Raw genomic sequence first — 12759 nt, 5'->3', positions numbered from 1 at the left:
CGATGACCGGGGCTGGCCGCGGCGCGTCGGTATCGCTCAGCAACCTGGAAAGGCGCTACGATCGCGTGGCCGCGGTGGCCGGCGTTTCGCTGGACATTCTCTCCGGCGAGTTCCTGACGCTGCTGGGACCGAGCGGATCCGGCAAGTCGACGACCTTGATGATGATCGCCGGCTTCGAGACGCCGACCGGCGGCGACATCGCCATCGACGGGAAGTCGGTCGTCGCCATGCCGCCCTATCGTCGCAACATCGGCATGGTGTTCCAGAACTACGCTCTGTTTCCTCATCTCACCGCTGCCGACAATATCGGATTTCCGCTCAAGCAGCGCGGCGTCGGCAAGGCCGAGCGGGAAAAGCTGGTCCGCGAGGCGCTGGCGCTGATGCAATTGCCCGACCATGGTGAGCGCTACCCGCGCCAATTGTCCGGTGGCCAGCAACAGAGGGTCGCTCTCGCGCGCGCCATCGTGTTCAAGCCGCGCCTTCTTCTGATGGACGAACCCTTGGGCGCGCTCGACAAGCAGCTCCGCGAGAACCTGCAGCTGGAGATGCGCCGCCTTCATGCCGATCTGGGCATCACCTTCATCTATGTCACCCACGACCAGGAGGAGGCTCTCACCATGTCGGACCGTATCGCCGTCATGAACGGAGGGCTGGTGGCGCAGGTCGGACGGCCCGAGGATCTGTATGACCGGCCGGGCAGTCGTTTCGTTGCCTCCTTCCTCGGCGAGTCGAATTTCCTCCCGGCCATCGTGCGCGGCATCGAGGACGATGTCGTGGTGGCCGAGTGCGAAGGGGCCATCGTCCGTGCTTTGTGTCCCGGCCGGCCCGCCACCGGCGAGAAGGTCATGCTGACGACGCGTCCGGAGCGTATCCGTTTCGCCGACGGCGCCTTTGCTTCGACCGCGCCGCAGAACCGTCTCAGCGTCACCGTGACCGAGGCGGTGTTTGCCGGCGAACGCTGCCGCTACATGTTGCAGGCACGCGACGGCACCGCGATGGTGCTGAAGGAACCGTCGAGTGCGGCGATCCGGCGCCGCGCGGTCGGCGAGCGGACGGAGATCGCTTGGTCGGTCGCGGATACGATCCTTGTCTGAGGGGGTCGAAATCCGTTTCGAAGGACTGGCCGCCACGCGGCAGAGCGGCGTGCGGCTGCCCTGGCGGCTGTCCTGGCGGCCGGTCATGCCGCTGCTGCTGGCGGCACCGCTTCTGCTGTTCATGCTCGTGTTCTATGCATTGCCGGTGCTGTCGATGTTGATGCGCAGCGTCAACGATCCCAACTGGACGCTGTTGCATTATGCCTCCCTGACCGGCGACACGGTGTTCCTGAAAGTCTTCTCGAACACGCTCTACACGTCGTTGACCGTCACCGCGGCGGCGCTGCTGCTGGGCTATCCCGTCGCTCTCTCGCTGGTGCGCGCGCCGCGCTACGCGCCGGTGATCCTGTTCCTGGTCCTGCTGCCATTCTGGACCAGCGTGTTGGTCCGCAGCTACGCCTGGATGGTGCTGTTGGGCCGGCACGGCCTCATCAATGAGGCGCTGCTCGCGGCAGGCGTGATCGACCAGCCGTTGCGCATCCTCAATACGCCGCTGGCGACCCAGATCGCGATGGTTCACATCCTGCTGCCCTACATGGTTCTCCCGATCGCCAATGCGCTCCGACAGATCGATCCGTCGCTGGCGCGCGCGGCGTCCGGGCTGGGCGCCACGCCGTGGGCGACCTTTCGGCAGATAACGCTGCCGCTCTCCATGCCGGGCGTCGCCGCCGGCGTGCTGCTGGTATTCGTGCTGGCGCTGGGCTTCTACATCACGCCGGCCATGGTCGGCGGCACGCGCGAGATCACGCTATCGATGCTGATCGCCCAACAGGTCGATCAGCTCAACTGGGCCTATGCAGCGACGCTTTCGGTCCTGCTGCTGGCAACGGCGCTCGCCATCATCGCGGCTTTCTATCGGCTGCCTGGTGTCGGCCATACGCTCCGAACGAGCGCACGATGACAGTCGCCCGCGTGCTGCCGGCGATGCTCGTAGGCCTCATCCTCATGTTCCTCGCCTTGCCCATCGTCGTCGTGATGGTGGTCTCGTTTTCTTCGGCGACCTACCTGACGTTTCCACCGCCGGCCTTCGGGTTGCGCTGGTACAGCGTCTATTTCGCCAGCGACGATTGGTTGCGCTCGACCTGGCTCAGCCTCTGGGTCGCAGCCTCCGTGGTCGTGCTGGCGACGCTACTCGGTACGCTGGCAGCGGTTGGCATCGCCCGCCTGCCCAAAGCACTCCGCGTTCTGGCCTCTGCGCTGATCCTCTCGCCGTTGATCGTGCCGGTCATCGTCGTGGCCATCGGCATCTACTACGCCTTCGCCCGTTACGGCTTGGTCGGCACGCCGGCCGGCCTGATCTTCGCCCATACCTGTCTTGCGGTGCCTTTCGTCGTCACCAGCGTGAACGCCAGCCTCGCGGGCATCGACCCCCGCCTGGGGCAGGCGGCGCTTAGCCTCGGCGCCACACCCATCGGCACTTTTTTCCAGATCACGCTGCCACTGATCCGCCCCGGCGTTCTCGTCGGCGCCCTGTTCGCCTTCATCACATCGTTCGATGAGCTGGTCGTTGCGCTCTTCATATCCGGCTCCGGCGCGGTCACGCTGCCGCGCCGCATGTGGGACGATCTGCTCTATCAGATCGAGCCAACCATCGCAGCGGTCTCAACCCTGACCATCGTGCTGACGGTCGTGTTGATGGGCTGCGCCCACCTCCTTGGAAAACGAGCGGCCGCTTGACCTTGGCCCAGCCGAGACGCCGCGTGTAATTTGACCGGGCGTGCAGAACGTCTGGCGACCGAGCAGGGCGAGCAAGCCGTACACAGGAATCTTTGCGGCGCTGCTTGATTCAGGTTTCCTCGAAAACATCCCCTTCAGGCGGACGATCGGAGGAAATATCGCAGATCTGCGCCGTGTGGGGAAAGGCGGTAGCGGTCCGGTGACTCGAAGCCTCGACGTCTCGGACGCGTCGATCCATACAGCCCTGCGCGCAATCGCAGTTGGATTTTACGCTGCAAGCCGTTGATCTGTAATGGGTGGGTTTTGGCTCAGTTGGAAAAATTCCCTTGAGATATCAGTGCGAATAGGATGTCTCTTAATCAGCGGGTCCCAGGTTCGAGCCCTGGTGCGCCCACCATATCGTCAAAGATTGTCTATTGATCCGAGGCGGTCCTCGAGATGCGGGACTCCACGACGGAACGGGGCTTATCCGTCTCAGGTCCTTCAAGCGGAAGCCGATCCCGTGCGGGTCGTGCGTTTGAGTTCGCGATAAGCCAATACAAGTTCGTCGAGTGAGAAGGCGAGGTTGCGGCCGCTCGGATTGGGAAGGACCCATGCGATCGCGCCGCCAAATTGGTCCGGTTGCCGGCCCCACGCGATGGTCGAGCGGTCGATGATCGTGCTGTAGGCCTTTTTGCCCAGGAAGGCCACGAAGCGTGGTTTATGCGCCTCGATTTTCCGCCTGAGAGCGCGCGAGGCGGCGGTGAATTCACTGACTGAAAGCTCGTCGGCGCTCGCGGTCGGGCGAGCAACGGCCGTCGTCAGGCCACAGCGTTCTTTGAGCAGCAGCCGGTCGTCGGTCGCCTCGAACAGGCGGGGCGTAAACCCCGACTTGAAGAGCACCGGCCAGAAACGGTTGCCGCGGCCGACAAAGTGATGGCCGGCTGCCGCGGCGCGTAGGCCGGGGTTAAGCCCGCAGAAGACGACGTCGAGGTTGTTTGCCAGGATATCGGGCAAGCCGGTGGTTGGGCCGTTCATGGTGCGGGAGTTGTTCGAGAAAAGGGCACAGCTTTCATCATGCCAGGTTCGTTCAAAACAGGCGAATGCCGTGTGGCTCAGCCTGCCGCTTCATAACCAGAATGGACCCTTCGCGCCACTTCGCAGGCGTTTTGATTGCGTGGCTTGGAAACGAATAAACGGGCAAGACATGAAGTCTTGCCCGTTCATTGAAACTCTCAGAGTGCGATCAGCGGCAGACGCGAACCCGCTTTACGACGCGGCGTCCATGAAAGCCGCGCGACACCACCGTGCGGACGGTGCACACCGGGCCGCGGTGAAAGCGAACGCTGGTGATGTCAGAGTGTTTGGTGATCGCGACGTGGGCCGGCTGGAACGCTGCGGCCGGCGCAGCCGAGAAGCCCAGGCCGAGCAGCACCGCGGTTGTCAACCCGATCATCGTCTTTTTCATTTTTTGGTCCTCCGTTGACGGCTCTGAGGGATTCATGCTGGCCGATGCGGGATGTTTGAACTCGAGCCGTGAATGCTGCGTGAACGGATCGATCGGTCGCGGCTTGCGCGCATTAAATCGAAGCAATGATCACGGGAACCCCACGCTGTTGGTGTCGAAGCGGTGCGTATTGACACTCTCAGGCGAACGTTGATCCCGGCGAAGCTGGGCGATATCTTGTTTATCGGCGAACGGAGGTGTTCCAAATGAGCCGCTACAGACATCGTGGAACCTGGACGGCGGCTGCTATTCTCGCTGCCTTGGTTGTTGCGACCATCATGGGGGCGTTCGATTGATACGCCGCCTGCGCAGTCATCTGTCGATGTCGGCAGATGGATGTTTTAATCGTTCGAGTTTCTCAAACGTGACGACGCCGCTCTTGGCGTCCGCGTGAAATTCCATCTTCAGGCCATTCTTCACACCATGGCCTTCCCATCGGCCGTCATCGGCTTCGATCTTGCTGATCAAGTTATAGCCTGACTGCAATAGCTTCTGGATGACCTGATCGGCGCGCATCCAGTCGGGGCCTGGCGTATCGGCAAACACGCAACGGAGCGTCCCGCCTGTTGGCGTGATGGCAAGCATCACCGGGGCGATAGTCTTCATTCGGGCCTCCGCATCCGGGGCGTGACCAAGGGTGACGCCTGCCTAAATGGGTCAGATCGAAAATTGCTCCGCCGGCTTGGCTGCAGGTTCGGCCATGCGCATCCCGTGAAATCAACAGGTTAGGCAAAAAAAAGGTACCGTTTCGGTCGCAGTCGGCGGGAGTCTGTGTTGCCCGCGTCAATGTGAAGCATATCTGCCGGCGTTAGGTGCTAAACGCGGCGGGAACCAAGGATGGCAGGCCGTTTGCAGCGCTTCGCCAAATTGCCCGCGAGACCGATCGATGACACGCCTGATTTCAAGCCTGGATGCCCATCAGGATCTGAAGGCGACCATGACCGCCTGCAGCACCAAGGCCGGCTGGCGCTCGCTGTTGTTGCGCGCTTATGTCGATCCCCCGACGGTCGATGAACTCAACACACGGCCCACCGCCGACCATTTGATCGTGTTGGTTACCGGAGGCTCCTGCGAGATCGAGGGGCGTTACAAGGGGCGCTGGCACAAGGCACGCTATCGGCCGGGCATGCTGGGCATGACTGCGCCCGGAGAAGCGGCCACGTTGCGCTGGCATGGGCATACGACACACGAGACGCTGCAGCTTCACCTCCCGTCCGCGACACTTCAGGCGACAGCGGCCGAGATGCCGAAGACTGGACGTCCTGCCGGACTGCCGAGTCGCCTGGGCGACGAGGACACCGTCATTCGACAGACCATGCTGAGTCTGGCGGCTGCAATGGCAGAGGGAGCTCCCGATTTGTACGCGGAGACCGCGGCGGAATTCCTGGTCGCACATCTGCTGCTTCGTCATGGCCGTCATCATATGCCGCCGCCGGCGCACGAAGATGTACGCTTGCGCCGCGTTGATGATTATATGCGGGAGCACCTTGCAGATCCGCTGTCGCTGACGGCGCTGGCCGAAGTGGCCTGCATCAGCAGGTTTCATTTTCTTCGGCTGTTCAAGCAGACATATGGCGAGACGCCGCTCAAGCGACTGACACGCTTGCGCATGGAAGACGCACGCGAGCGGCTGGCCGGCAACCAGTCCATCGCCGAGATCGCATTTGCCAGCGGATATGAGAATTCAGCGCACTTCGCCGTCGCTTTCCGCAAGATTTTTGGCGTCGCTCCGAGCGTCTACCGGCGGGACATTCGATAGCGCGTTTTCCAGGCGACGCCGCAGCAATATCGCGGGCGCTTTCAGCAATCTGCCAAAGGCGCGGCTTTTTGGGGCCGTGCTACAGCGGCCTGACATAACATCCCGTGGTCCGGCGGAGGCTGGGTCACGCATGTCAGCGGAAGCGAATCCATGACCAGGACGATCAAAGTCAACGGAACCCGTCGTGACATCGACGTGGACGACGATACGCCATTGCTTTGGGTGCTGCGCGACGTGCTCGGCATGACCGGCACGAAATTCGGCTGTGGCGCCGCGCTGTGTAGCGCTTGCACCGTGCACATCGACGGCGTGGCGACGCGATCCTGCATCACCACGGTCGACAGCATCGGCGACAGCGCCATCACGACAATCGAGATGATCGGCGGGACTCCGCAAGGAAAGGCGCTGCAGATCATGTCGGCGGCAGCACTGCTCGTGGACAAGCCGAAACCGACCGATGCCGACATCGACAGCGCGATGTCCGGCAATGTCTGCCGCTGCGGCACCTATCAGCGCATCCGCGCGGCGATTCATCGCGCCGCAAGCTGAAGGAGCCTGCCGTGACCAACCCTATGTCTTCATCCCTGCTCGATCGCCGCGCTGCCCTCAAGCTGGGCGCAGCCCTTGGAGGTGAGCTGGTTCTCACCGTTGCCCTGCCGCCCATGCTGGCCCAGGCGGCAACTGAAACGACACCCAGCTTCGCACCGAACGCCTTCATTCGCATCGATCGCCAGGGCATCGTCACGCTGGTGATGCCGATGGTGGAGATGGGTCAGGGCACCTATACGTCGCTGTCCATGCTTCTCGCCGAGGAACTGGAAGTCGGGCTTGATCAGGTTCGGCTGGAGCATGCGCCGCCGAATGATGCGCTCTATGCGAACGGGCTGCTTCATGTGCAGTCCACAGGCCTCTCGGCCTCGATACGCGAGTTCTGGACACCGCTGCGCCAGGCGGGCGCGATGGGGCGCACGCTGTTGATCGCCGCGGCCGCCAAACGCTGGGGTGTTGATCCCAAGTCCTGCCGGGCAGAGCACGGCGTGGTCTTCGCGCCAAGTGGCGCTCGGCAGCTTGGTTATGGCGAGCTTGTGGAGAGTGCGGCGAAGCTTGCTGTGCCGGCGCCCGATAGCGTCACCCTGAAACAGCCGAAGGACTTCAAGTTGATCGGCACGCGCGCGGCGCGACTGGACATGCCCGCGAAGGTCAATGGTACCGCGATGTTCGGCATCGATGCCCGCCCCGCAGGTGTGAAGATCGCGGCGATCGCCATCTCGCCGGTGTTCGGCGGCAAGCCAAAATCGGTGAACCAGGCGGCGGCGCTGGCGGTCAAGGGCGTGCATCAGGTGGTGATGACCGACGATGCGGTTGCGGTTGTCGCCGATCACATGGGCGCGGCGAAGAAAGGTCTGGAAGCCGCGGCGGTACAATGGGACGAAGGACCGCATGCGGCCGTCAGCAGCGCTGACATCCTGCATCAGCTGGAAGAGGCTTCGAAACAGCCCGGCGCCGTGGCGCGCAACGAAGGCGATGCCGCGAAGGTGCTCGCCAGCGTCACGCAACGGATCGATGCCATCTATCAGGTGCCGTTCCTGGCCCATGCGCCCATGGAGCCGATGAACTGCACCGTCGATCTGCGCAAGGATAGTTGCGATATCTGGGTAGGCACCCAGGCGCCGACGCTAACCCAGGCGGTGGTGGCTGGCATCGTCGGCCTTCCGAAGGAAGCTGTCAGGATTCACAATCACCTGCTCGGCGGCGGCTTCGGCCGGCGGCTCGAGGCCGATGGCACGGTGCGCGCCGTCAAGATTGCACAGCAGGTGCAGGGGCCGGTGAAAGTTGTCTGGAGTCGCGAGGAAGACATCCAGCACGACATGTATCGGCCCTGCTATTACGATCGCATCTCCGCGGCTCTCGGCCCCGACGGCAAGCCGGTAGCCTGGACTCACCGTATTGCCGGGTCTTCGGTGATGGCGCGCTATATTCCGCCGCTGTTTCGTGATGGTCTGGATCCCGATGCCGTGGAAGGCGCGGCGGAACCGCCTTATGCATTTCCGAACATTCACGTGGATTATGTCCGAGTCGAACCGCCGGGGATTCCCACGGCCTTCTGGCGCGGCGTTGGCCCCACCCACAATGTCTTTGTGGTCGAGAGTTTTCTCGACGAACTGGCTACTGCTGCGAAGCAGGATACTGTCGCCTATCGCAAGGCGTTACTGGCCCACAATCCGCGCGCGCTCGGCGTGCTGACACTTGCGACGGACAAGGCCGGCTGGAGCCGGACGTTGCCGCCGCGCCGCGGTCTTGGTGTTTCGGTTCAGTTCGCTTTCGGCAGCTATCTCTCGCAGGTGGCCGAGGTCGAGGTCGGCACCGACGGATCGGTCAGGGTTCATCGCCTCGTCTGCGCCATCGATTGCGGCCTCACGGTCAATCCGGACACCGTCGCGGCGCAAATGGAAGGCGGATCGATCTTCGGCCTGACGGCGCTGCTCAATGGTGCGATCACTTTGAAGAACGGTCGTGTCGAACAGGGCAATTTCGATACCTACGTGCCGATGCGGATCGACGAGGTTCCCGTGATCGAGACGCATCAGGTCATGAGTGCCGAGGCGCCCGGCGGAATTGGTGAAACCGCGACCGCCATCGTCGCGCCTGCGGTAACCAACGCGATCTTCGCCGCCACTGGCAAGCGTATCCGCGCCCTGCCGGTCGACACAGGCCTGCTCAAGGCCTGAGAGGCTCGTTCAAAAGCGGCCACAGTCGAGCTTTGACGTGTTATCCCGATGTTGCCGGACGCATCAAACCCGCGCGATGAGCTCTCCGCCACGCCGTGCCGGTGTGCATCGCTCGATGAAGCGCCCCTGACCATACGCATGGCCCGGCCTCAAAAGAGGCTGGACCTCGCCGCCTGATTGGCATTCACTGTCTCCAAAACAAACGACGCCGCCGGAACTGAGCACGCGTCGGTCAGGGAGATGGGCCATGAGCGTGACGGCGATGTCGTCGGACGTCGAATCCCCCTTAAGCGCCGCTGATCGCGCGCCCTTGTTGCGCTGGATGATCTTCACTGGTCTCTGCGCGTTTGCCGTGGTGCTGCTGTGGCACTATGGCCTCGTTCGCCTGATGCTGGCGTCGGATCGCACCTACATCTCGGCCATCATCGCGGTGCTCTATGTCGTCACCTCGCTGCACTGTCTCTGGCGCACCATCGCCATCGGGCGCGAAGCCGATGCGGGACGACGGGCCGCGCAGATCCTGTCAGAACCCGGCGCGGTGGTCCTCGCCGTGGAACGCAACGCGCTGCCCAAGGGCCTGGTCGCGGATCACATCCGTAATCTCGTCCTGAAGGCGGATACGCAAGGGTCGGGACGGATCGATCAGACATTGCTGTTGCGCTCGCTGGCGGATCGGCTGCGCGGGTCCAACGGCTTCGGCGCCTTCGCGAGCGATACGCTGATGAAGCTGGGCTTGCTGGGAACCATCATCGGCTTCATCATCATGCTGGCACCGATCGCCGGCATCGACGCGTCCGACCGCTCGCTGTTGAAATCGTCCATGGGCCTGATGACCGACGGCATGGCGATTGCGATGTACACCACGCTGGCAGGCCTCGTCGGGTCCATCCTGCTCAAGATCCAGTATTACATGCTGGATGCAGCGACCGCCCAGGTGTTCTCCCAGGCCGTGACCTTGACGGAAACACGCGCCGTTCCGGCGCTGGAAAGCCGTCATGATCGATGACTTCGGCCTTTATCCGCGGGAAGAGCCGTTCGATCCGTTCAGCGTGATGCTGTTCAAGGCGTTGCAGGTGATCGCTTTCCTGTTTTTCCTGGCGCTGCTGGCGATCGCGCCGGAGTCCCAGGACGGCAAGATCGATTCCAAGGCCGAGTTCATCATCACCATGGACTGGCCCGACAATCATCCCGACGATCTCGATCTGTTCGTGCAGGATCCGGCCGGCAATATCGCCTGGTACCGCCGTCGCGAAGCCGGCTTCCTGGTGCTCGATCGCGACGACCGCGGCGGCGCCAACGACTTCATCATCGTCAATGGCAAGAAGATCGCGTCGCCGATCCGCGAGGAGATCGTGACTGTTCGCGGCGTGGTGGCGGGAGAATATACCATCAATGTCAGCCATTTTCAGGCGCTGACCCGCGAGCCGGTGCCGGCCAAGGTCAAGGTGCAGAAACTTAATCCGACGGCGCAGGTGATCTACGACAACACAGTCACCGTCGACCATATCGGGGATGAGAAAACCGCCGTGCGTTTCACCCTCGATGCCGAGGGCGAGGTGGTTGATATCAACAACCGTTACAAGTCGCTGATGGAGACGTTCCGCAACGTGCGCAGCAACGGCGCGGATCGCGATCCGAAAACCGGTTATGTGAAGAAGCTATGACGAGCCTGGAATCTGTCATCCTCTCCCTTGGGCTTGCCTATGCCCTGATCGGGGCGCTGCTGCTCGCGCTTCTCGTTCGCGCGCGGCTGCCCTGGCCGGCCAAGGCGGTCGCGGTCGTCGTGACCAGCTGTTTCTATATCGTCAGCTTCATCGGTGCGCGGGGCCTGCTGGGCTGGTCGTCGAACGATCCGCTGCCGGCGCACTTCAAGCTGCTGCAGGCCCGCATTGTTGAGCCGCATTCGCTGGAAGGCGAACCCGGCGCCATTCATCTGTGGGTCGAGGCGCTTGACGAAGACAACAGACCCAGCGGCGTCCCGCGTGCTTATCGCCTGCCATACAACGCGAAGCTTGCGGAGAAGACCGAGAGGGCGATCGCCGCAAGCGCCGACGGCAGGCCACAGGGCGGCCGGGCAGTTGATATGGGAACGGGTGAGGGAGGCGCGGCGGAAGAGGCGGTTCGCCTGGTCACCCCATCCTCGATCACGACCACTGGCGGTGGCGATCCCTCCACGGGCGGCCCGGTCGATCCCCGCATAGGCAACGGCGAAAATCAAAGCATCAGCTTTGCGCCGCTGGCGCCACCGCGGATGCCGAAGAAGGATGATCAATAAAAGATTTGGTCTGAGTCCAGTGGCGGCTTGTCGAACGTGAGCGGCCGTCCATAGTATGGATGGATCCACATTGCGAGTCAGGGCGCAAGACATACGGGACGCAAGGCATCATGTATCTCGGCATCGATCTTGGCACCTCGGCCGTCAAAACCCTACTGGTCGATGATGACCAGCGCGTGGTGGCGAGCCGAAGCCAGCCGTTGACGGTGACCTCTCCTCGTCCCGGTTATTCCGAGCAGGATCCGCGGCAGTGGATCGATGCCGTGTTCGCGACGCTTGATGCCCTGAAGGCTGATCACGGCAGCGAATTGGCCGCGGTTGGGGGGATCGGCCTGTCAGGCCACATGCACGGCGCAACCCTGCTTGACAAAAGCCTCGCACCCCTGCGGCCCTGCATTTTATGGAATGACGGGCGCTCCGCGGCGCAATGCCGCCTGCTGGAGCAGCGCTGGCTAGCCTTGCGGGCGATCACCGGCAATAAGGCGATGCCTGGATTCACCGCGCCAAAATTGTTGTGGGTTGCGGCGCACGAGCCGGAGATTTTTGCAGCGACAAAGCTTGTGCTGCTGCCGAAGGCCTATCTGCGTCTGGTCATGACCGGTGAAGCGATCGAGGATATCTCCGACGCATCGGGCTCACTGTGGCTCGACGTCGCGCGGCGCGATTGGTCCGACGATGGACTGGCCGCGACCGATCTGTCGCGCAGCCATATGCCGCGTCTTGTCGAAGGCTGCGCCCCCGCCGCGCGGCTGCGGCCCGAGCTCGCCGCGCGCTGGGGAATGACCCGTCGGCCGATGTTTGCCGGAGGCGCCGGAGACAATCCGGCGGGTGCCATCGGCATCGGTGCGATCCGGCCCGGCGCGGCGTTCGTGTCGTTGGGAACCTCCGGTGCGATCATGGCGCCGACCGAAACGATTGCCGCCAATCCGGAGCGCGCGGTGCACACGTTCTGTCACGCCATTCCCGGCATGTGGATTCAGGCCGGTGCGATCCTGTCGGCGGCGTCGTGCCTCGCCTGGACCGCGCGACTACTTGGCGCCTCCGAGGCCGACCTGCTGGCGCCGCTCGGTCTGGCCCCGCAGGCGCCGTCACCCGTGAGCTTCCTGCCGTATCTGTCCGGTGAACGAACACCGCATGATGATCCGGATGTGCGCGGGATGCTGGATGGATTGAGCCATGCAACCGATCGCACCGCCATCGTGCAGGCTGTGCTCGAGGGCGTGGCCTTTGCGATGGCGGATTGCCGGGATGCGCTGGTCGACACCGGGATTGTGATTGCGCAGGCCGATGCGATCGGGGGCGGGTCACGGTCGCGGTTCTGGCTGTCGGTGCTGGCCAATGTTCTGAACATTCCGATTCACTGCTTTGCCGATGGCGAAACCGGTGCGGCCTTTGGTGCAGCGCGACTGGGGCGCCTGGCCGTCACCGGCGAGGCGATTGAAACCGTCTGCGCACCCCCGCAGCGCATCGAGACGTTCGAGCCTGTCCCCGCACTCGCCGATGCTTACGCCGGGCGTCGTCCGCACTGGCGCGGGCTCTACAGGCCGCAGCGTTGATCTTCCATAAGGTTCCGGAGCGATGTCCCAATCTGTGGGATCGGGCGAGCCCTGATATTTTCCCGATGCCGTTCTGATATTTTCTCGATATTGCCCTGCGCCGCCGCCTTTTGTTTAATGCCGCGAGATCGCGCCGTCCCGCCAGCGAGACGCGAGTCAAAAAAATGGCGCTGTCGACAAGCC

General features: G+C 63.1%; 13 protein-coding genes. 10 read left to right on the top strand and 3 right to left on the bottom strand.

All coding sequences use genetic code 11. The features are described from left to right. The first annotated feature begins 2 nt into the window (after window positions 1-2). From RS897_RS01670 to RS897_RS01660, 3 genes are read left to right on the top strand one after another with little or no spacing between them, the layout of a single operon-like run. Window positions 3-1094: an ABC transporter ATP-binding protein gene (locus RS897_RS01670; RefSeq protein ID WP_315834886.1), complete on the top strand. Its 1092-nt coding sequence runs from the start codon at window positions 3-5 to the stop codon at window positions 1092-1094. Beyond that, window positions 1087-1995: an ABC transporter permease gene (locus RS897_RS01665; RefSeq protein WP_315834885.1), complete on the top strand. Its 909-nt coding sequence runs from the start codon at window positions 1087-1089 to the stop codon at window positions 1993-1995. Before RS897_RS01670 ends, RS897_RS01665 begins: the two co-directional genes overlap by 8 nt. Beyond that, complete coding sequence (locus RS897_RS01660) at window positions 1992-2771, top strand: ABC transporter permease (RefSeq protein WP_315834884.1); 780 nt, start codon at window positions 1992-1994, stop codon at window positions 2769-2771. Before RS897_RS01665 ends, RS897_RS01660 begins: the two co-directional genes overlap by 4 nt. A gap of 483 nt (window positions 2772-3254) precedes the next feature. Here the strand turns inward: RS897_RS01660 and mug are convergent, their stop codons facing one another. The 3 genes from mug to RS897_RS01645 all read right to left on the bottom strand — a co-directional run bounded on the left by mug (window position 3255) and on the right by RS897_RS01645 (window position 4863). Next, window positions 3255-3788: a G/U mismatch-specific DNA glycosylase gene (gene mug / locus RS897_RS01655; protein ID WP_315834883.1), complete on the bottom strand. Its 534-nt coding sequence runs from the start codon at window positions 3786-3788 to the stop codon at window positions 3255-3257. Window positions 3789-3996: 208 nt separating this feature from the next. Next, window positions 3997-4218, bottom strand: coding sequence for a hypothetical protein (locus tag RS897_RS01650; RefSeq protein WP_315834882.1), 222 nt, complete (start codon window positions 4216-4218; stop codon window positions 3997-3999). A gap of 351 nt (window positions 4219-4569) precedes the next feature. Further along, window positions 4570-4863 carry a PepSY domain-containing protein gene (locus RS897_RS01645; protein ID WP_315834881.1) on the bottom strand — a complete coding sequence of 98 codons (294 nt, stop codon included), beginning with the start codon at window positions 4861-4863 and terminating at the stop codon, window positions 4570-4572. A gap of 280 nt (window positions 4864-5143) precedes the next feature. Between RS897_RS01645 and RS897_RS01640 the strand changes: the two genes are divergently transcribed. From RS897_RS01640 to xylB, 7 genes are all read left to right on the top strand, one after another. After that, window positions 5144-6016 (top strand): helix-turn-helix domain-containing protein, encoded by an 873-nt coding sequence (locus RS897_RS01640; protein ID WP_315834880.1) that lies wholly within the window; start codon window positions 5144-5146, stop codon window positions 6014-6016. A gap of 150 nt (window positions 6017-6166) precedes the next feature. Continuing rightward, a complete protein-coding gene (locus RS897_RS01635; RefSeq protein WP_315834879.1) occupies window positions 6167-6565 on the top strand; it encodes a (2Fe-2S)-binding protein in 399 nt (132 codons plus the stop codon). A 23-nt stretch (window positions 6566-6588) separates the two neighbouring features. Further along, a complete protein-coding gene (locus RS897_RS01630) occupies window positions 6589-8745 on the top strand; it encodes a xanthine dehydrogenase family protein molybdopterin-binding subunit (RefSeq protein WP_407654608.1) in 2157 nt (718 codons plus the stop codon). Between the two features lie 247 nt (window positions 8746-8992). Then, window positions 8993-9751 (top strand): MotA/TolQ/ExbB proton channel family protein, encoded by a 759-nt coding sequence (locus tag RS897_RS01625; protein WP_315834877.1) that lies wholly within the window; start codon window positions 8993-8995, stop codon window positions 9749-9751. Continuing rightward, a complete protein-coding gene (locus RS897_RS01620) occupies window positions 9741-10409 on the top strand; it encodes a hypothetical protein (protein ID WP_315834876.1) in 669 nt (222 codons plus the stop codon). Before RS897_RS01625 ends, RS897_RS01620 begins: the two co-directional genes overlap by 11 nt. After that, complete coding sequence (locus RS897_RS01615) at window positions 10406-11020, top strand: hypothetical protein (RefSeq protein WP_315834875.1); 615 nt, start codon at window positions 10406-10408, stop codon at window positions 11018-11020. Before RS897_RS01620 ends, RS897_RS01615 begins: the two co-directional genes overlap by 4 nt. Before the next feature lie 110 nt (window positions 11021-11130). Beyond that, on the top strand, window positions 11131-12576 hold the full coding sequence (xylB, locus tag RS897_RS01610; protein WP_315834874.1) for a xylulokinase: 1446 nt from the start codon (window positions 11131-11133) through the stop codon (window positions 12574-12576). Window positions 12577-12759: the final 183 nt, after the last annotated feature.

This window comes from Bradyrhizobium prioriisuperbiae (assembly GCF_032397745.1).
In the GTDB taxonomy this organism is placed as follows: domain Bacteria; phylum Pseudomonadota; class Alphaproteobacteria; order Rhizobiales; family Xanthobacteraceae; genus Bradyrhizobium_A; species Bradyrhizobium_A prioriisuperbiae.
This window is presented reverse-complemented; position numbering and strand designations above follow the sequence as displayed.